At 53.8% G+C, this 19,826-nt stretch carries 19 protein-coding genes and 1 tRNA gene; 4 read left to right on the top strand and 16 right to left on the bottom strand.

Annotated features, from left to right (window positions below):
* Positions 1–45: 45 nt before the first annotated feature.
* The 6 genes from DDT52_RS15060 to xerD form a co-directional block, all read right to left on the bottom strand.
* Positions 46–119, bottom strand: a tRNA-Gly gene (locus tag DDT52_RS15060).
* Between the two features lie 201 nt (positions 120–320).
* Positions 321–1,838 carry a lysine--tRNA ligase gene (gene lysS, locus DDT52_RS15055; protein ID WP_136157077.1) on the bottom strand — a complete coding sequence of 506 codons (1,518 nt, stop codon included), beginning with the start codon at positions 1,836–1,838 and terminating at the stop codon, positions 321–323.
* Positions 1,839–1,847: 9 nt separating this feature from the next.
* A protein-coding gene (prfB, locus tag DDT52_RS15050) for a peptide chain release factor 2 (protein ID WP_136157076.1) occupies positions 1,848–2,946 on the bottom strand; the annotation gives its coding sequence in 2 pieces (ribosomal slippage) (positions 1,848–2,870 and positions 2,872–2,946; 1,098 coding nt in all).
* Positions 2,947–3,045: 99 nt separating this feature from the next.
* Positions 3,046–4,779 (bottom strand): single-stranded-DNA-specific exonuclease RecJ, encoded by a 1,734-nt coding sequence (gene recJ / locus DDT52_RS15045; RefSeq protein ID WP_136157075.1) that lies wholly within the window; start codon positions 4,777–4,779, stop codon positions 3,046–3,048.
* Positions 4,780–4,785: 6 nt separating this feature from the next.
* Positions 4,786–5,502, bottom strand: coding sequence for a bifunctional protein-disulfide isomerase/oxidoreductase DsbC (gene dsbC / locus DDT52_RS15040; RefSeq protein WP_109054612.1), 717 nt, complete (start codon positions 5,500–5,502; stop codon positions 4,786–4,788).
* 88 nt (positions 5,503–5,590) lie between these two features.
* Positions 5,591–6,490 (bottom strand): site-specific tyrosine recombinase XerD, encoded by a 900-nt coding sequence (xerD, locus tag DDT52_RS15035; RefSeq protein ID WP_136157140.1) that lies wholly within the window; start codon positions 6,488–6,490, stop codon positions 5,591–5,593.
* A gap of 397 nt (positions 6,491–6,887) precedes the next feature.
* On the opposite strand from xerD, the gene DDT52_RS15030 reads away from it, so the two are divergent.
* Positions 6,888–8,213, top strand: a complete 1,326-nt coding sequence (locus tag DDT52_RS15030; protein ID WP_136157074.1) for an MFS transporter — start codon at positions 6,888–6,890, stop codon at positions 8,211–8,213.
* 120 nt (positions 8,214–8,333) lie between these two features.
* Here DDT52_RS15030 and DDT52_RS15025 read toward each other — a convergent pair whose 3' ends face one another.
* Genes DDT52_RS15025 through DDT52_RS15015 form a run of 3 tightly spaced genes read right to left on the bottom strand, consistent with a single transcriptional unit; the run spans position 8,334 to position 10,856 of the window.
* On the bottom strand, positions 8,334–9,155 hold the full coding sequence (locus DDT52_RS15025) for a MetQ/NlpA family ABC transporter substrate-binding protein (protein WP_425428621.1): 822 nt from the start codon (positions 9,153–9,155) through the stop codon (positions 8,334–8,336).
* 14 nt (positions 9,156–9,169) lie between these two features.
* A complete protein-coding gene (locus tag DDT52_RS15020) occupies positions 9,170–9,838 on the bottom strand; it encodes a methionine ABC transporter permease (RefSeq protein WP_136157073.1) in 669 nt (222 codons plus the stop codon).
* Positions 9,831–10,856, bottom strand: coding sequence for a methionine ABC transporter ATP-binding protein (locus DDT52_RS15015; protein WP_136157072.1), 1,026 nt, complete (start codon positions 10,854–10,856; stop codon positions 9,831–9,833). Before DDT52_RS15015 ends, DDT52_RS15020 begins: the two co-directional genes overlap by 8 nt.
* 341 nt (positions 10,857–11,197) lie before the next feature.
* Here DDT52_RS15015 and fldB point away from each other — a divergent pair, with 341 nt between their 5' ends.
* Positions 11,198–11,716, top strand: coding sequence for a flavodoxin FldB (fldB, locus tag DDT52_RS15010; RefSeq protein ID WP_136157071.1), 519 nt, complete (start codon positions 11,198–11,200; stop codon positions 11,714–11,716).
* Positions 11,717–11,824: 108 nt separating this feature from the next.
* On the opposite strand, the gene rlmF is transcribed toward fldB, so the two are convergent.
* The 3 genes from rlmF to sdhE all read right to left on the bottom strand — a co-directional run bounded on the left by rlmF (position 11,825) and on the right by sdhE (position 13,557).
* On the bottom strand, positions 11,825–12,772 hold the full coding sequence (gene rlmF / locus DDT52_RS15005) for a 23S rRNA (adenine(1618)-N(6))-methyltransferase RlmF (RefSeq protein WP_136157070.1): 948 nt from the start codon (positions 12,770–12,772) through the stop codon (positions 11,825–11,827).
* Between the two features lie 124 nt (positions 12,773–12,896).
* The gene (locus tag DDT52_RS15000; protein ID WP_136157069.1) at positions 12,897–13,310 is read right to left on the bottom strand and encodes a protein YgfX; all 414 of its coding nucleotides are present in this window, start codon (positions 13,308–13,310) and stop codon (positions 12,897–12,899) included.
* Entirely contained in the window at positions 13,291–13,557 is a 267-nt protein-coding gene (gene sdhE, locus DDT52_RS14995) for an FAD assembly factor SdhE (RefSeq protein WP_136157068.1), read from the bottom strand. Before sdhE ends, DDT52_RS15000 begins: the two co-directional genes overlap by 20 nt.
* Before the next feature lie 221 nt (positions 13,558–13,778).
* On the opposite strand from sdhE, the gene ygfZ reads away from it, so the two are divergent.
* The gene (gene ygfZ / locus DDT52_RS14990) at positions 13,779–14,765 is read left to right on the top strand and encodes a tRNA-modifying protein YgfZ (protein ID WP_136157067.1); all 987 of its coding nucleotides are present in this window, start codon (positions 13,779–13,781) and stop codon (positions 14,763–14,765) included.
* A 62-nt stretch (positions 14,766–14,827) separates the two neighbouring features.
* On the opposite strand, the gene trhA is transcribed toward ygfZ, so the two are convergent.
* Entirely contained in the window at positions 14,828–15,475 is a 648-nt protein-coding gene (gene trhA, locus DDT52_RS14985; protein ID WP_136157066.1) for a PAQR family membrane homeostasis protein TrhA, read from the bottom strand.
* Positions 15,476–15,881: 406 nt separating this feature from the next.
* On the opposite strand from trhA, the gene DDT52_RS14980 reads away from it, so the two are divergent.
* Positions 15,882–16,490: an HD domain-containing protein gene (locus tag DDT52_RS14980; RefSeq protein ID WP_136157065.1), complete on the top strand. Its 609-nt coding sequence runs from the start codon at positions 15,882–15,884 to the stop codon at positions 16,488–16,490.
* Positions 16,491–16,584: 94 nt separating this feature from the next.
* On the opposite strand, the gene DDT52_RS14975 is transcribed toward DDT52_RS14980, so the two are convergent.
* The 3 genes from DDT52_RS14975 to DDT52_RS14965 are packed head-to-tail and all read right to left on the bottom strand — an operon-like array spanning position 16,585 to position 19,797.
* Positions 16,585–17,892 (bottom strand): ABC transporter substrate-binding protein, encoded by a 1,308-nt coding sequence (locus DDT52_RS14975; RefSeq protein ID WP_136157064.1) that lies wholly within the window; start codon positions 17,890–17,892, stop codon positions 16,585–16,587.
* The gene (locus DDT52_RS14970) at positions 17,885–18,973 is read right to left on the bottom strand and encodes an ABC transporter ATP-binding protein (RefSeq protein WP_136157063.1); all 1,089 of its coding nucleotides are present in this window, start codon (positions 18,971–18,973) and stop codon (positions 17,885–17,887) included. Before DDT52_RS14970 ends, DDT52_RS14975 begins: the two co-directional genes overlap by 8 nt.
* Positions 18,964–19,797, bottom strand: a complete 834-nt coding sequence (locus tag DDT52_RS14965) for a phosphodiesterase (RefSeq protein ID WP_136157062.1) — start codon at positions 19,795–19,797, stop codon at positions 18,964–18,966. Before DDT52_RS14965 ends, DDT52_RS14970 begins: the two co-directional genes overlap by 10 nt.
* Between the last annotated feature and the right edge of the window lie 29 nt (positions 19,798–19,826).

Below are 19,826 nucleotides of genomic sequence, written 5' to 3'. Positions count from 1 at the left end.
AGGCTGGATTGAACGGGCTTGGGTGGACGTTGAGAGAGGTGTGTTTGGAGCGAGTGAAGGGAATCGAACCCTCGTATAGAGCTTGGGAAGCTCTCGTTCTACCATTGAACTACACTCGCAACGGGATAGCGCTTGGCATTATAGCGCTATCCCGTTGCCGGGCAAGCAAAAAACCCGGCAACGCTGTTTAGCTTTTGACCAGTTACACGTTTGACGAGGCAAGTGCGGTTTCAGTTGCGGGAAAAGAGGCGTTGTATCATCAAACGCAAACGGCGCGGTTAAGCGCCGTTTGGTGACATCATCTCCGCCAGCGGGGAGTATTATTTCTGCGGGCGCATCGCCGGGAACAGAATGACGTCGCGGATGGTGTGACTATTGGTAAACAGCATAATCATACGGTCGATGCCGATACCCAGACCTGCGGTTGGCGGCAAACCGTGTTCCAGCGCCGTCACGTAGTCTTCATCGTAGAACATCGCTTCGTCATCACCCGCATCTTTGGCGCTCACCTGCTGGGCGAAACGTTCTGCCTGATCTTCCGCATCATTCAGCTCGGAGAAGCCGTTGCCGATTTCACGTCCGCCGATGAAGAACTCGAAACGATCGGTAATTTCCGGGTTCAGATCATTACGACGCGCCAGCGGCGACACTTCAGCCGGGTATTCGGTAATGAAGGTTGGCTGAATCAGATTGCTTTCCGCCGTTTCTTCAAAGATTTCAGTGACGATGCGGCCCAGCCCCCAGCTTTTCTCGATCTTGATACCCAAAGACTCGGCAATCGCCGTGGCTTTAGCCAGATCGTCCAGATCGGTAACGTTGGTTTCCGGGCGATATTTGCAGATCGCTTCGCGCATGGTCAGCTTTTCAAATGGCTTGCCGAAATCGAAAGTCTGATCGCCATATTCAACCGTCGTGGAACCCAGAACGTCCTGCGTCAACGTACGGAACAGTTTTTCCGTCAACACGATCAGATCTTTATAATCGGCATACGCCATATAAAGCTCCATCATGGTGAATTCCGGGTTATGACGCGGGGAAACCCCTTCGTTACGGAAGTTGCGGTTGATTTCAAATACGCGTTCGAAACCGCCCACCACCAGACGCTTCAGATACAGTTCCGGCGCGATACGCAGGTACATATCAATGTCCAGCGCATTATGGTGGGTCACAAACGGACGCGCCGCCGCGCCGCCGGGGATCACCTGCATCATCGGCGTTTCCACTTCCATAAATCCATTGTCGACCATGAAGCTACGGATAGCGGCCATCACTTTGGAACGGATACGGAAGGTATGACGGGATTCTTCGTTGGCGATCAGGTCCAGATAGCGCTGACGGTAACGGGTTTCCTGATCGGCCAGGCCGTGGAATTTGTCCGGCAACGGACGCAGGGCTTTGGTCAGCAAACGCAGTTCGGTACAGTGAACGGACAGTTCGCCCGTTTTGGTTTTAAACAGCTTGCCACGCGCGCCGAGGATATCGCCCAGATCCCATTTCTTGAACTGTTCGTTATAGACGCCTTCCGCCAGATCGTCGCGGGAAACATACAGTTGAATACGACCACCGACGTCCTGCAACGTGACGAAAGACGCTTTCCCCATGATACGGCGGGTCATCATACGGCCGGCGACGGTCACTTCGATGTTCAGCGCTTCCAGCTCTTCGTTTTCTTTGTCGTCATAGGCGGCGTGCAGCAGATCGGACGTGCTGTCACGGCGGAAGTCATTCGGGAACGCAATACCGTTTTCACGCAGCGCCGCCAGCTTCTCACGGCGCGCTTTCAGTTCGTTATTAAGATCCTGCGCCTGATCGGCACCCTGCGATTGTGATTCAGCCATGTAAATTCCTTATAACCCCGCTTTTAAACTTGCTTCAATAAATTTATCCAGATCGCCATCCAGCACGGCCTGGGTGTTACGTGTTTCCACCCCGGTACGTAAATCCTTGATGCGTGAATCATCCAGGACATAGGAACGAATCTGGCTTCCCCAGCCGATATCCGACTTGGTGTCTTCCATCGCCTGTTTCTCAGCATTTTTCTTTTGCATCTCAAACTCATACAGCTTGGCTTTCAGCTGCTTCATCGCCTGATCTTTGTTCTTATGCTGGGAACGGTCGTTCTGACACTGTGTGACGATATTGGTCGGAATGTGGGTGATACGCACCGCGGATTCCGTCCGGTTAACGTGCTGGCCGCCCGCGCCAGAAGCGCGGTAAACGTCAATACGCAAATCGGCAGGATTAATTTCGATATCAATATCGTCATCCACTTCAGGATAAACGAACGCGGAACTGAACGAAGTATGACGGCGACCGCCGGAGTCGAACGGACTTTTACGCACCAGACGATGCACGCCGGTTTCGGTACGCAGCCAACCAAACGCATAGTCACCCATGATTTTGATGGTAGCGGATTTCGTTCCGGCAACTTCACCATCGGATTCTTCAATAATTTCGGTTTTAAATCCTTTGGCTTCCGCCCAGCGCAGGTACATACGCACCAGCATGCTGGCCCAGTCCTGAGCTTCGGTGCCGCCAGAACCCGCCTGAATATCCAGATAGCAATCCGCGCTGTCGTACTCACCAGAGAACATACGGCGGAATTCGAGCTGGCCTAATTTGTTTTCCAGTACGTCCAGCTCTGCGCTGGTTTCGTTGAAGGTATCTTCATCGTCTTCTTCTACCGCCAGTTCCAGCAAACCCGTGACATCTTCCAGCCCCTGAGTCAGTTGGTCGATGGTATCAACGATGGCTTCCAGCGAGGAACGTTCTTTGCCCAGCGTCTGCGCCCGCTCTGGATCGTTCCAGACATCGGGCTGCTCCAGTTCGGCGTTTACTTCTTCGAGGCGTTCTTTTCTGGAATCGTAGTCAAAGATACCCCCTAAGAACGGCGGTACGTTCAGACAGATCCTGAATGCGGTTTTTTACCGGATTAATTTCAAACATGATTTTATGATCTTACGTTAAGTCGTAGATGATGGAATATATGTAAACCGCTTATTCTAGCGGATTCAGCGCGTGGTTTATAGGCTTTCATCCGTCAAGTTACCGCGGCCATAAATGCTGGATAAGCAGTTGGACCGAACGCTTACCACGAAACTCATTCACGTCCAGTTTGTACGCCAGTTCAGCTTCGCGCACGCTGCTGTCAGGCCATAACAGCGTATTGACATTAAACGCGATGCCATCCAGCAGCGGGCCGCCGTCTACCGGTTCCACCATCACTTTCAGGTGACGTTCACCGACCAACTTTTGCTGTAGAATACGGAAACGGCCGTCAAACGTCGGCTCCGGGAACGACTGTCCCCATGGTCCGGCATTACGCAACATCTCCGCCGTGGATAAACATAGCTCCGGCAGCGCCAGTTCGCCGTCTGACCAAATCACGCCTTCCAGTTGGGAAGCATCCAGCCATTCGCCGACCAGTTCGCCAAAGCGCTGGCGGAAGGGTTCAAACTGATCTTCCATCAGCGATAACCCCGCCGCCATGGCGTGACCGCCGAATTTCAGCATCATTCCCGGATACAGCGTATCCAGACGCTCCAGCGCATCACGCAGATGCAGACCGGCGATCGAACGCCCCGATCCTTTCAACATGCCCTCACCCGCAGGTGCAAAGGCAATGACCGGACGGTGAAACCGTTCTTTAATACGTGACGCCAGAATACCGACCACCCCCTGATGCCATTCCGGGTGGTACATCGCCACGCCGTAAGGCAGTTCGTCACGGCTGTGCTCCAGCGTTTCGCACAGGCGCAACGCTTCAACCTGCATACCCTGCTCAATTTCACGCCGGGTCTGATTCAACGCATCCAGATCGCTGGCCAGCATACGCGCCTGAGCGATATCATCACTGAGCAGCAGCGCCACGCCGATCGACATATCATCCAGTCGTCCGGCGGCGTTTAACCGCGGACCGAGCGCGAAACCGAGATCGCTGGCAACCAGTTGACCGGCTTCACGGTTCGCCACTTCCAGCAGCGCCCGGATCCCCGGACGACACTTTCCGGCACGAATGCGGCTCAGCCCCTGCGCCACCAGAATACGGTTATTGGCATCCAGCGGCACCACATCCGCCACCGTCCCCAGCGCCACCAGATCCAACAGTTCGGCCAGATTCGGCTCCGCCAGCGTTTTCGCGGCAAACCAGCCGGTTTCGCGCAGACGCGCCCGCAAGGCCATCATCAGATAGAAGGCGACCCCCACGCCCGCCAGCGATTTCGACGGAAACGCGCAGCCGTGCAGGTTTGGGTTGATCATGGCGTCAGCAGCGGGCAACGTTTCGCCCGGCAAATGATGGTCAGTCACCAGTACCGCGATGCCGCGTCGGCGCGCATCATCCACGCCGGCGTGAGAAGAAATGCCGTTATCCACCGTGACGATAACCTCAGCCCCCAGCGACGCCGCCTGCGCGACGACTTCCGGACTCAGCCCGTAGCCATCCTCAAAGCGATTCGGCACCAGATACTTAACGTTAACGCCGCCCATGCTACGCAGCGCCAATACCGTCAGTGCGGTGCTGGTGGCGCCATCGGCATCAAAATCCCCGACGATCATGATACAGCGTTGGTCGGCCAGCGCCCGTTGCAGAAAATCGACGGCCTTCCCGATACCGCTCAGCAGGCGATAATCCAGCAGGCCACGCAAACCCCGCTCCAGTTCCTGCGCGTCTTTAATGCCGCGTTGAGCATACAAACGGCGCAACAAAGGCGGCACCGTTATCGGTAAATCAATATCCTCCGCCGGCGGACGCCGGCGAAGTTGAGTTATCAGTTCCACGTTACATCAACCACCTGTTTTCAACGACGCCTTGTGTGCATCCAGCATCGCCAACATCTCTTTCGGCCCCTGATAACCAGGCACCACCATACCATCTTCCAATACAATGGCCGGCGTTCCCTGTACGCCAAACTGCACGCCAAGCTGGTAGTGAGCAGCGATATTGGTTTTGCAGGTCGCTGGAGAAATCTCTTCGCCTTTCAGCGCGGCATCAAACGCGCTGTTCCGGTTCGCCATACACCAGATGGATTGCATGTCCTTTTCCGCCTGAGAGTTCAGCCCCTGACGCGGGAAAGCCAGATAACGCACGGTAATGCCCAGCGCGTTGTAATCTTTCATTTGCTCATGCAGTTTGTGGCAATAGCCGCAGGTGATATCGGTAAACACGGTAATGACATGTTTCTCCTGCGCCGCTTTATAAACGATCATCTGATCCTGCAACGATTCCATTTTCCCTTTCAGAATCTGATTGGTGACGTTGACCGGCGTTTTGCCGCTGACGTCATACAGCGGTCCCTGAATAAGGTGTTTACCGTCTTCGCTGACATAGAACACACCGCTGTCCGTCAACACCGTTTTCATTCCCGCAACCGGTGCCGGCTGGATTTCCGCCGCCTGCATCCCCAGACGAGTCAGCGTCTGTTTGATGGCCGAATCATCGGCGTGCGCAAAACCAGCCGCCGTTGCCGCCAGCAGAGAAAGCAGTAATAACCCTTTTTTCATTTCATCAAATCCCATTTCGGTTTAGCGGCCAATACGTCGTATTGATCCAAAAGTGACGAGCAAGCCGCGCCGCCATATCAGTATTTCATTACGCCCGCGGATGGTGCTGCTGGTGCAGCTGTTTCAGGCGCTCTGTCGCAACATGGGTATAAATCTGGGTGGTGGAAAGATCGCTGTGTCCCAGCAACATCTGCACCACCCGTAAATCCGCACCATGGTTCAATAAATGGGTAGCAAACGCATGCCGTAGCACATGCGGAGACAGCTTTTCACTGTCAATGGATGCCAGCATCGCATAGTGTTTGATGCGATGCCAGAACGTCTGACGCGTCATCTGCTGCGCACGGTTACTGGGGAAGAGCACATCCAGCGTTTGCCCATTGAGCAGCCATGGCCGGCCATATTCCAGATATTGCTCAATCCAGTGCACCGCTTCTTCACCCAACGGCACCAGACGTTCTTTATTGCCTTTGCCAATCACCCGCACCACGCCCTGACGCAAACTGACATCGCTGATTGTCAGCCCTACCAGTTCAGAAACGCGCAAGCCGGTGGCATACAATACTTCAAGCATCGCTTTATCGCGTAATTCCAGCGGCTGATCAACGCTTGGCGCATTCAGTAAGGCATCGACCTGCGCTTCGCTCAGGTCTTTCGGCAAACGCTGCGGTAATTTAGGCGATGACAATACGGCGCTCGGATCATCGCTACGGATTTTTTCCCGGTAAAGATACTGAAACAACCGACGCATCGCGCTCAGCAAACGGGCGGAGCTGGTCGCCTTATAGCCCCCTTCCACGCGCTCGGCCAGAAACGATTGCAGGTCGATAGCCTGCGCACGCAGCAAATCATTATCATGATGTTCCAGCCAGTCAGCCAAAGCACGTAAATCCAACCGATAAGAAGCCAGCGTATTTTCCGCCAGATTTCGCTCCAGCCATAACGCATCAAGAAATTGCTCGATGAATGCCTGATCCTGTGCTTGCATCACGGTGTCCTCCCGACTCATCTGTACCTAATAGATTCCAATACACAGGAACCCAGGCGACCCCATGCCCCTCAGCCGCCGGGACAACCCAGCGACCGAAATTGATAAGGTCAACACACCTGCGAATGGTAAGGATGAAAAGGTATTATGCCTGAGCCACTCATCAGACGCGCATTATTCTGCGCGATCTCACATATTCCGCAATCATCAACATCGCCATAACATTCTCCGGCAAAAATGAAACCTTAGCACATTATATTTTCCGTATTGCCTATATGCCGGGACAGGCATCTCAACGCCCCTTCCCGGCACGGATTATCCCTACTCAATCGGCGTTGAAAAGCCTGTTTTTCTGTGCATAGAATGGTTGTTCGTGTTGTTAAAATAAAGAAACATTATGCAAGCCACCATCGCTCCAACTATCGACGCCGAGGTTGATGCCCCACCGGTAAATTCGCGCAGTAAGGTTATTATCGCCTCGCTGGTGGGCACCGCCATTGAATTCTTCGATTTCTATATCTACGCCACAGCCGCCGTGCTGGTGTTTCCACATATTTTCTTCCCGCAGGGTGACCCAACCGCCGCCACGCTACAATCCCTGGCAACCTTTGCCATTGCTTTTATCGCCCGTCCAATCGGCTCAGCGCTATTTGGTCATTTTGGCGATCGCGTCGGACGTAAAGTCACGCTGGTGGCCTCATTGCTGACGATGGGGATTTCAACGGTCCTGATCGGTCTGTTACCCAGCTACGAAACCATCGGTATTTTTGCGCCGATCCTGTTAGCGCTGGCTCGTTTTGGTCAGGGACTGGGTCTGGGCGGCGAATGGGGCGGCGCGGCGCTGCTGGCAACCGAAAACGCACCGGCCCGCAAACGCGCGCTGTACGGTTCGTTTCCGCAGCTTGGCGCTCCCATCGGCTTCTTCTTTGCAAACGGTACGTTCCTGCTGCTGTCCTGGCTGCTGACCGATGAACAGTTTATGTCATGGGGTTGGCGCGTGCCGTTTGTGGCTTCCGCCGTGCTGGTATTGATTGGTCTGTATGTTCGTATTTCTCTGCATGAAGCGCCGGTATTCACCAAAGCCGTCAAAGCCGGTAAACAGGTTCGCATTCCGATGGGCACATTGCTCAGCAAACACCTGAAAGCCACGGTCCTCGGCACATTCATCATGCTGGCTACCTATACGCTGTTCTACATTATGACCGTTTATTCCATGACATACGGCACCAAACCGATTCCAGACGGCCTCGGCTTCTCACGGAACAGCTTCCTGTGGATGCTGATGGTGGCGGTTATCGGTTTTGGCCTGACGATCCCGATAGCGGGTTATCTGGCAGATGCATTTGGACGCCGTAAAACCATGATCGTCGTGACCTGCATCATGCTGGTGTTTTCCATGCTGTTCCCGTACCTGCTCGGTTCCGGCAATCAGGCGCTGGTCATGGGGTTCCTGGTACTCGGTCTGAGTCTGATGGGGCTGACGTTCGGTCCAATGGGCGCGCTGCTGCCTGAGCTGTTCCCAACGGAAGTCCGTTATACCGGCGCCTCATTCTCTTATAACATGTCGTCCATTCTGGGCGCGTCCGTCGCACCTTATATTGCCGCCTGGCTGACGGCCAACTACGGCCTGTTCTACGTGGGCATTTATCTGGCCGCCATGGCGTCGCTGACGCTGATTGCGTTGCTGGTAACCAAAGAGACACGCCATCAGTCATTAGGCTAATTACCGGTGGTCGCGCGCCGGACGAGAAAGACGAGTCAAGGCCGCATCACCTCAGAAAGCAAAAGGACCGCCAGCGCGGTCCTTTTATATCTCTTCTATATATCTTCGCGATCAACGGGCTTATTGGTCAACCGGGATCACCGCGCCTTTATATTTTTCCCGGATGAAGTCCTGAATTTCCTTAGAGTGCAGCACCTTCACCAGCGCAACAATTTCCGGCTTGGTTTCATCACCTTTATGCACGGTAATGATATTGGCATACGGGTTGTTCTCACCGCTTTCCACCGCAATCGGATCCTGGGTTGGATTCAGACCGGCATCGATAGCATAGTTGGCGTTAATCACCACCGCGTCCCCTTCATCGTTGTTATACATCTGCGGCAACAGCGCGCCTTCGACGTTAGCAAGGAATTTCAGCTTTTTCGGGTTTTCCACCACATCGGAAATCCGGGCATCGACCTTGCTGACGCCCGGCTTCAGCTTGATGACGCCTTCACGTTCAAAAATCGACAGAATACGGCCTTCTTCCGCGACGGCGTCACGCATGATGATGCGGCCGTTTTCCGGCAGATCTTTCAGGCTCTTATGCTTTTTAGAATAGATACCAATCGGCTCAATGTGAATCGCCCCTGCGCTGACAAAATCATAGCTTTTATCGTTGGCGTGATCTTTCAGCACCGATTCAAGATAAGGCACATGCTGGAAGTAGTTGGCATCAATATCGCGGCTTGCCAGTGCGGTATTGGGCAGGATGTAATCCTGGAAACGCTTGATCTCCAGATCGATGCCTTCCTGTTTCAGGATCGGTTTTGCCTGTTCAAGAATTTCCGCGTGCGGCACGTTGGATGCCCCCACCACCAGCTTGGTTTCGGCGGCAGCGCCAAAAGAAGCTAACGCGGTTAACGAGGCAAACGCCATCATCATAATTTGTTTTTTCATCATCATTATTCCTGTTATTAACGTTTATCGAGCGTTGTGGTGATAACATCGCCGATGAACTGGATGACAAACACGATCAGCAGAATCGTCAATGTCGCGACCAGCGTCACATCGCCGTGGTTACGTTGAAAACCTTCCAGATAAGCCAGATTTCCCAGCCCGCCTGCGCCGATAACGCCCGCCATCGCGGTATAGCTGACCAGCGCGATCAGCGTAACCGTGATACCGGAAACCAGTGCGGGAGAGGATTCCGCCAACAGTACGCGGAAGATAAGCGTGTGCGTTTTCGCGCCCATTGAACGCGCCGCCTCAATCACGCCTTTATCCACTTCGCGCAGTCCGATCTCGACCAGACGGGCGTAGAAAGGGGCGGCGCCGACAATCAGCGCCGGTAGTGCCGCATTCGCCCCCAGAATCGTTCCGACCAGCGCTTTGGTGAAGGGAATAAGCAGCACGATCAAAATAATAAACGGAATAGATCGGAATATGTTCACCAGCGCGGAGATCAATACGTATACCGGCCGGTTCTGTAATAACTGACCTTTAGACGTCAGAAACAGGATAACGCCCAGAATAATGCCCAGAATCAGCGTCGCCAGTCCGGCCACGCCGGTCATATACAGCGTTTCCCATGTGGCTTCCAACAGTTGATCGATTTTCAGGTGGGGGAATAGGGACTCAAGCATGTTTAATCACCTCGACCGTAATATCGCGCTCTTTCAGAAAATCCAGCACGCGAGCGGTTTGTTGGTCGTCGCCCTCAATGTGAATATACAGCTCGCCAAACGAACCGCTCAGCGTGTGGCTGATTTGACCATGCAGGATATTGATCGTCAGGTTATAGGTCTGAATCACTTCGGAAACGATCGCCTGATGCGTTTGTTGCCCGACAAACGTCAGTTTGAGCACGGCGCCCGACAGATGTTCGGTCAGCAGCGGGTTAAAGCTTTCTTCGGTTGCCTGATGTTGACCAACCTGCTTGACGAACTGGCGCGTAATGGGCTGCTGCGGCCGGATAAAGACATCAAGCACCGGCCCTTCCTCCACGATACGGCCGTTTTCCATCACCGCCACCCGGTGGCAGACTTTGCGTACCACGTGCATTTCATGCGTGATCAGCACGATAGTGAGATTCAGCTTGCGATTGATATCCAGTAACAGTTCAAGAATGGCGTCCGTGGTTTGCGGATCCAGCGCCGATGTCGCTTCATCACACAGCAGAACGCTGGGATTGTTGGCCAACGCACGGGCAATGCCGACACGCTGCTTCTGACCACCGCTTAACTGCGAGGGATACGCGTCTTCCCGGCCCTGTAACCCGACCAGGGAGATCAATTCGGCGACCCGCTGCCTGATCTGCGCCCTGGGCGCCCCGGCAATCTGCAAGGCGAATGCGATATTCTGGCTGACGGTTCGCGACCACAGCAGGTTAAAGTGCTGAAATATCATGCTGATTTTCAGCCGTGCGCGGCGCAGCTCATCGCTGCTGGCGCGGGCGATATCAAATCCGTTGACCACAATGCTCCCACTGGTCGGGGTTTCCAGTCCGTTCAACAACCGGATCAGCGTACTTTTTCCTGCCCCGCTGTAGCCGATAATGCCGTAAATCTGTCCTTGTTCCACCGTGAGATTCACGTCGTCCACCGCCACAATACGGCCGTGAGCGCTGTCAAAAGTTTTGCCAACGTTCGAAAGAACGATCATAACGAAACGAATCCTTATTCTTACATCGCGCCTTCTGACCGGTAGCCTCTCCCGGCCAGGGGGATATCAGAGGCGGTCAGATGGCTATTTCATGAAAATAGTGTCTATCCTATCGGGAGTTGATATGGGCAGGAAGAATGTAAAATACATTACTTATTCATATTTAATATATAGGGCAAAGCGTGTGAAATATGACGAAAATCTGGCTATAGTGGTGCGCTGCCGACGTCATTCGTTTGTGGCTTTAACGACGCTTATTCGTTCAAGGCTATCACCTCCGGTGTGATAATGGCTTCAGGCGCCCTCATTCACATTGCTCTCAAAAGAATTCTTTATTGCCTATGAAAATTGGTCTGTTTTACGGCTCAAGCACCTGCTATACCGAAATGGCAGCGGAGAAGATCCGCGACATTTTGGGGGAAGATCTGGTGGATCTGCACAACGTCAAAGAGGTTGATCCGCAGCGAATGGAAGATTACGGCATACTGATCCTCGGCATCCCGACCTGGGACTTCGGCGAAATTCAGGAAGACTGGGAGAATATCTGGGGGCAGCTCTCAACGCTAAATCTCAACGGCAAGATCGTGGCGCTTTATGGCATGGGCGATCAGTTGGGTTACGGCGAATGGTTCCTGGATGCGCTGGGCATGCTGCACGATCGGCTGTTACCACTGGGTGTGAAATTCATCGGCTACTGGCCGACGGCAGGCTACGAATTTACCAGCCCCAAACCGCTGACCGCCGATGGCGAACAGTTTGTCGGGCTGGCGCTGGATGAGGTCAATCAATACGACCTGAGCGACGAACGAATTGAACAGTGGTGCGAGCAAATTCTACAGGAAATGGCGGTGTTGCTGTAATACCGCGAGCTCACCCGCGCTCCGCTCCGGGTGACTGGCAAATCTGCCCGGGGCCGGTTTGAACGCTGCTTGCAGCGGCCCCGCCCCGACTAATAAAGCCAACGCACGTTACCGCTTCTGTAACCATCTGGCGCGGGCGACGCCGTCAAAAAAGCTCCATGCAATAAAGCGGCTCTGTTTCTGCCCCTGCGCCATATTGATGGTTCTGACCTTTTCCGCCCCAACCTCTTCCAGCACACGATAAAGCTCAGGCAGGTTTTCCTTGCGTGATACCAGCGAAGTAAACCACAGACACTGCCGGGCAAAGCCGGCGCTTTCCCTCATCATCTGGCTGATAAAAGCGGTCTCGCCCCCTTCACACCAGAGCTCGTCCTGCTGGCCACCGAAATTGAGCGGAGAATGTTTGTCCAGTCCCAAATTATGCAGCTTACGCTGTGACCCCTGACGCGCTTGCGCCGCGGAATCATGAAAAGGCGGATTGCAAAGCACGGCATCAAAGGTTTCGTTCTTATGAATGATGCCGTTCAGAATGGCCTTGCTGTTTTTCTGACGACGCAGGCGAATCGCACGACTCAGGCCGGGATTGGCCTCGATCGTGGCATTGGCCGCCTGCATCGCCTGAGGATTGATTTCACTGCCGGTAAAGCGCCAGCCATATTCACGGTGACCAATCAGCGGATAAACGCAGTTGGCGCCACAGCCCACGTCCAGCACCGAGGCATCACGCGGTACAACGGCGCCATTATCTTCCGCCAACAGATCGGCAAGGTAGTGAATATAGTCAGCCCGGCCGGGAACCGGCGGGCAGAGAAAACCATCCGGGATGGTCCAGTGTTCAATCTGATAGAAATGGTGCAACAGCGCCTGATTCAATACCTTCACCGCGACAGGATCCGCAAAATCCACCGACTCATCGCCATAGGGGTTCACTTTCACAAATGGGATCAGCGCCGGATGGATGTGTTTTAACGCGGCAAAATCATAACGGCCGCGATGGCGGTTACGCGGGTGCAGCATATTCTTTTGCGCCGCATGCTTATCAGAAGGGGTGGTCATCAGTGTATACCCAATAGATTTCAAGGTGCGGTCAGAGAGCAACCAAAACGGCGCACCGGAACCTGGACACCAGGTAACCGGAACAAGTGAGGGAAGCCAATACCGTGGTAGTTTGAAAAAGCGCTTATCTTACCCAGCTTTTATGCTGTAACAACAATTGGCGTAAATGGCGCCACTCATCATTCCCCATGCTGTCCGATGCCAGCCACAATCGCTGCTGACCTTTCCCATTGGACGCTCTCAGAGAAAGCAAAATGCCGTTCTTCAGCACCCAGGGGCGTTTAACAATCTGCCATTCCTGCTGCTGCCAGCGCAGACTCGTCTCGCTGTGCAGTAAAATTTCCCCGTGCCGGGATTTGATATTTCGCTGACTGCGGATAAAACCGAACACGACCAGGGTAACCAGCCCCAGCCACAGCACAGCATAACCGTCCGGCCAGGGAGCCAGCAGTATCAGCAACACCAATAACCCATGCACAATCAGTGAAAAAAGCTGCATGCGCCAGGAAACGCGAATATCACATTGCCACTGGGCCACGATCTTTATTTCGCGTCTGGATAAGGGAAACCATGCGTTTTAACGCCTGATCTTGCGGTTCGCCGTGGTTCATCAGCCAGTTAAACAGGTCGGGATCGTCGCATTGCAGCAGACGCACAAACGTTCGTTTATCATCATCATTCAATGCATCATACTCATGCTCAAAGAAAGGCATAATAGAAATGTCCAGTTCACGCATGCCACGGCGACATGCCCAATGAATCCGTGACTTATTATCGATTTCCATGCTGTATATCCACCTTGTTAATCAATGCTTGCCACTAGTGTAACCCGATTTCAACAGCAGGTATTAAACTAATAGTAACACTTTGACATATTTTACCGCTGCATTGCGGCGCTATCACACCGGGACTGCGAGGACGTCCGCACAATAACCGCTTGCAAACCTTCGCCGCTATTTTACCATTAGGCCATTCGCATACCGCATCAACGCAGCAGGATGGTAATATGGCTAATCAATTTCCTTTTACATCACAGCGTCCGTTTGCTTCAGCCCAGCTCCCCGCAACGCTCATCTCTCTGGATGACTGGGCGCTGGTGACGCTAACCGGCCCGGATACCATCAAATACCTGCAAGGTCAGGTGACCGCCGATGTTGCCGCCCTGCCCGCCGACCAACATATTCTTTGCGCGCACTGTGACGCCAAAGGAAAAATGTGGAGCAACTTACGTCTTTTCCAACGCGGCGACGGGTTCGCGTTTATTGAACGTCGTAACTTACGTGATACCCAGCTCAACGAACTGAAAAAATACGCTGTTTTCTCTAAAACTACGATAGCAGCAGATGACAATGTTATTTTGCTGGGCGCCGCCGGCGCTAAAATTCGTGAGCTGCTGTCTTCCGTTTTCAGCCCCCTGCCAGACGCCGAACATCCGGTCGTGCAACATGAGGGGGCCACGCTGCTGCACTTCACCCTTCCGGCGGAACGTTTCCTGCTGGTGCTGACTCCCGAACAATACGCTACGCTGAGCCGGCAACTTGAAGGAAAAACCGAGCTAAACGATAGCCATCAATGGCTGGCTTTGGATATCGAAGCCGGTCTGCCGATCATTGACAGCGCAAACAGCGCGCAGTTCATCCCGCAAGCAGCTAATTTACAGGCATTAAATGGCATTAGTTTCAGCAAAGGTTGTTATGCCGGACAGGAAATGGTGGCACGGGCCAAATATCGCGGCGCCAACAAACGCGCGCTCTATTGGCTGGCGGGTCAGGCTAACCGCGTTCCAGAAGCAGGAGAAGATCTGGAACTGCAACTAGGAGAAAACTGGCGACGCACCGGCACGGTGCTAACAGCCTGTCGTTTACAGGATGAGAGCGTGTGGGTTCAGGTGGTCATGAATAACGATCTGGACGCCGACAGCCTGTTACGCGTGCGGGAAGAAGCTGACGGTCAGTTGAAGATTCAACCGCTGCCTTATGAAATAACGGACTGAGCGCGACATACCCTTTCAGCCGCAAGCCCCACGGACGGGGCCGGTCGCCACACCGAAATACGTCATACGTAAAGATAAATCGCCAGAAAGTGGCACACGCTGCCGCCGAGCACAAAACCGTGCCAGATAGCGTGATTGTAAGGAATACGATTACTGGCGTAGAAGATGACCCCCAGCGTGTAAACTGCGCCGCCCACCGCCAGCAAGGTCACGCCCGTTGCAGACAGCGTCATGGCGAGCTGATAAATCACCACCAGCGACAGCCAGCCCATCACCAGATAGGTGATCAGCGAGAGCACTTCAAAACGATGGGCAAAGGCCAGTTTAAAGATCACGCCTAGCAGCGCCATACTCCAAATCACCACCATCAGACCATCCGCCAGCGGCGAATCAAGCCCGACCAGCAGAAACGGCGTATAGGTTCCGGCAATCAGCACATAGATTGCACAGTGGTCGAATTTCTTCAGCCAGGGTTTGATCCGCGGTGAGGGAATGGCGTGATACAGCGTCGAAGCGAGAAACAAGAGAATAATGCTGCCGCCGTAGAGACTGTAACTGGTGACAGCAATGCTATTCGCGCCATTATTGCTTGCCTGAACCAACAACAGCACCAGCCCGACAATACCGAGAACCAAGCCAATTCCGTGGCTTACGCTATTCGCGATCTCCTCTGCCAGTGAATACCCTGGCGTCTGTACGTTCTTTGACATGTTTACCCTAATCAGCAGCGGCTTACGCACTCCAGATACTTAACCGGTACCTATTGCAAGCACCGGTGTCTAACCTTTGAGCAGATTAACTGAGAATAGTTTCAGTGTACATGTGTAAGCTAAAATAATTACGTAATCTGACATTTCAATTTTCACAGCAATCATTCATGTAAATTTTCGGTGGCTTCCCCTACAATTACCGACTTCGATACCCTCCCTCTTTCCCGTTGCAGGTTCATTGCCTGCCCTGCATCTCGAAACCGACTGGGTATATGTACTTCCGTTTTTGAAAGGATCTGCCGTTTTTGAAGGGCGCCGCCGTCTCTACCGGTTACTCACGCTAGCGGTTATCCGGTGCCGACGCTCCCTGCTCTTCCTCCGGTTTTAACTGCAAAAGGTGGTTTTCATGTCGTCTGCTCCATCCATTCTGAATTTCGGTTCTCTGACCGATGTTGTCGGCTTTTTGATAGAAATCGATAAATTAAAGAGCGTGCAGCGCCGCTCAAAAATCATTGGCAGCGATCGCCATGAAGATTCTGCCGAACACAGTTGGCATTTTGCGGTAGCGGCAATGGCGCTGGCGCCTTATGCAGGCAAAGAGGTGGATATTCAGCGCGTCATTCAGATGGCGCTGATCCACGATATCGTCGAGATCGATGCCGGTGACGTGCTGGTTTACGATCTTTCAGCCCGCCTTGCCATTCACGATCGGGAAGTGGCTGCCGCCGCACGGATTTTCGGTCTGCTGCCGGAACCACAGCGCCAGCAGTTCCACGATCTCTGGCTGGAATATGAAGCGGGCGATACCGCCAGCGCCCAATTCGCACTGATGCTCGATCGCATCATGCCGATACTGATGAATTTACATAACGGCGGCCAAAGCTGGGTGGAAAACGGCATCCGTCTCGAACAGGTAGTAGGCCGCGCCGATTTTATCGCCAATATCAATCCAGAACTGTGGCAATACCTGAAACGGCATCTGGAAGAGGCGAAAGCCAAAGGGTGGCTGCTCTAACCACCCCGCCACCCCTCGCCTTCTCAGAGAGGCCGGGCGGGGCGATTAATGGCACAGCCAAAGCGCCTGAATTTATCGGCAGTCCGATCTGTTTCTACTTCGGCAAACCAAGCGCCGTCTGCTCCACATATGGCTTCATAATGGTATCGGCTTCCTGCTGGGCGGCGGCGGCCGCCTGATCCACGCTCAACGCCGGATCATTCAATAATGCGGCAAGCTGGTTTTCCATCGCCTTGCGCACCGCGACCGTTTCATAGGTGGCGTACCACGGATGCGCGTACTGCAACTGAGACAGCGCGATCGCCGCTCGCGGATCTTTAGCCAGATAATCTTTCATTTCCGGCAGGTCATACGCCGCGATGCGCGGAGCGAAGTAACCGGTAAACCGGCTCCAGCTGCCGCTGACTTCCGGGCTGATCAGATAGCTCATGAACTGCCAGGCCGCTTTTTTCTGATCTTCAGAAATCCCTTTGAAACTCACCAGACTGGCTCCGCCGATGGTCACGCCACGTCGTTCTTTTTCCGGCATCATCGCCACGCCCAGTTGGAAATCTTTCGTGTTTTCACGCATGAAGCCCAGCGCGCCCGTACTCAGCATTGCCATTCCCAGCTTACCCGAGAAAAAAGCCGCGCTGATTTGTTTGGAATTCAGCACGCCGCCCGGCATCACTTTGTCGCGGTGAACCAGATTACGCCAGAACTGTAGCGCCCCTTTGGTTGAGGCCGTGTTGTAATACACTTCGCCGGGATAGTCAGCGTTGTAATACGCGCCGCCGTTCGCACGCGTCAGGGCCGATAATACCCAACCGCCGTAGTCATCATTGGTCGACGGGAGCATGATGCCCCATTGTCCTTTCGCCGGATCGGTCAGTTTTTTCGCCACCGCGACTACTTCATCCCAGTTTTTCGGCGCTTCGTTAAAGCCGGCCTGCTGCAACATATCCTGATTGTAATAAAGAATCGGCGTCGAATTATGGAACGGAATGGCGTAGGTCACGCCCATTACCTGCGCATTTTGATGCAGCGCCGGCCAGAAATTTTTGGTCAGGAACGGCGTGGCTTTTTCGTTGCCGTATTTGAACAGCTCATCCATCGGCAGAATTTCATCCTTGATGACCAGATCCGCCGTAAAATTCGCGGACATAATCACCAGCGCAGGGGGATCGCCCGCTTTGGCCGCCGCCTCGGCTTTCACTTTGGTGGTGTCATAGCCGCCGGTAAAAATACCGCGGACTTCAACCTGATCCTGCGACTGGTTGTATTCCTTGATGATGCGCGTCATTTCCATTGTCAGCTTGCCGTCAACCGGAGCCGGAAACATGAAGTCGATACTCTGCTTTGCCAGCGCCGGGCCGGACATCAGCAAGGCCATCGCCAGTGCAATAATACGGGGCTTATGCATTTATTTTCTCCTGGGATAAATTGCGGGCGGACCGCCCGGAAAACCAATGACAATCCTGCGGTGAAAAATGGAGAACAAGGGGCGTCCCTACGTCCGGAACACCATCGCGATTTGGCCGACGATAGCGCATCCTTCCCAGCGGGGTTTCCACATGAATCAGGTACTCGGCCCCAAACAATTCCCGCTGCATTACCGTACCCGACAACTGTAATCCAACGCCTGATGCGGCCTGTCCGGTAATATGTTCAGGGCGGATCCCTAACTGCACTTTCGTCATCGTGCGGGTTTCCTCGGTGACGGGTAGTTTGATGGATTGCTCCAGCAAAAAAGCATGCCCGTCGATACAGGGCAGCGTGAGCATATTCATCGCCGGTGTGCCGATAAACCCCGCGACAAATACATTGGCCGGATGAGAATAAAGCTGTTCAGGCGTGCCAACCTGTTGCAGCACGCCGCGATCCAGCACGGCGATCCTGTCTGCCATGGTCATGGCTTCAATCTGGTCGTGCGTGACGTACACCGTGGTGGTTTTCAACTGCTGATGCAGCGCCATGATGCCGTCCCGCACTTCGCTGCGCAGTCTGGCATCCAGATTCGATAGCGGCTCATCCATCAGGAATAGTCGGGGGTCGCGGACAATCGCCCGAGCCATGGCCACCCGCTGACGTTGACCACCGGAGAGTTTTCCCGGTTTGCGCTTAAGCAACGGTTCCAGTTGCAACAAGCTGGCGACCCGCTGTACACGCTGCGGATAGTCCGCTTTCGGCTCGCCGCGCATCCGCATACCGAAAGTGATGTTCTGTTCCACCGTCAGATGGGGAAATAACGCATAATTCTGGAAAATCATCGAAAAATTACGCTGTTTCGGGCTCCAGGCGGTGATGTCTTCTGCTCCCAGCAGGATTTGCCCGGCACTCACGGTTTCCAGACCGGCCAGCATGCGCAGCAGCGTGCTTTTACCACAGCCGGATGGACCAACCAGTACCAGAAATTCACCGTCGGCAATGTCTAACGATAGCGAGGCCAGCGCCTGCGTTTGTTCAAACTGTTTGCTGATATTGCGTAACTGAATCACGGCCATGACTCATCCACCGGGCAACTGATACGTGAGTCATAGAGATACGGACCGGGAAACGACGCGAGCGACTGGCTGTAGCTCACCAGACCGGTGATCGGGACATAGCGGTGCATCACCACGGCGCCGGGCTCCAGATTGTAGTAAGGCGCATCATCATGATGAAAATAAGGCACCTGATGCACGGTTCCGGGCACCGTAGCAATGATGGCCTGACGATACTGAGTCATGATTAACCGGTGGGTATGACCGCAGAATACCCGCGTCAACTGAGGGAAGCGCTCAATCAATGTCAGCAATTCATGACCATTTTCACAGGCGATGGGATCCATCTGTGCGGAACCAAGCGGGATCGGGGGGTGATGCATAAAAATTGCCGTTTCGCGATCCTGATGATCGGTCAGTTGCCTTTCCAGCCAGCCCAGCGTTGACTGAGTCAACCAGCCTTTGGACTGCCCTGTCAGGCTGGAATCGATAAACAGCAGGCGCAGGGGAAAATCATTTACCGCATAACGGATATTATCCGGATCGTCGCCCAATAGCGGACAAAGCGGGCGCATGGCATTCAGAAAATGGCGTTTATCATCATGATTACCCGGGATCACATACAACGGGTAATCCAGCATCTGCAATACGCGCTGCGCTACCTGATACTCTTGCGGACCGCCGCAGTTGACGATATCACCGCTTATAACGATCGCATCCGGGCGCTCACGCAGCGCATTCAACTGATTCATCACTTCGGCGTTGGCCCCATTAACATCAATAAATTCATAGAGCTTGCGGCCTTCACTACGAAAATGCAGATCGGAAATCTGTGCCAGTAACATCACTTCCACCTCTTAGCGCTTTTTGAAAG

This window comes from Brenneria roseae subsp. roseae (genome assembly GCF_003115845.1).
GTDB classification, from domain to species: domain Bacteria; phylum Pseudomonadota; class Gammaproteobacteria; order Enterobacterales; family Enterobacteriaceae; genus Brenneria; species Brenneria roseae.
Note: the sequence above shows the minus strand (reverse complement) of the source record. Positions and strands in the feature narration are given on the sequence as shown.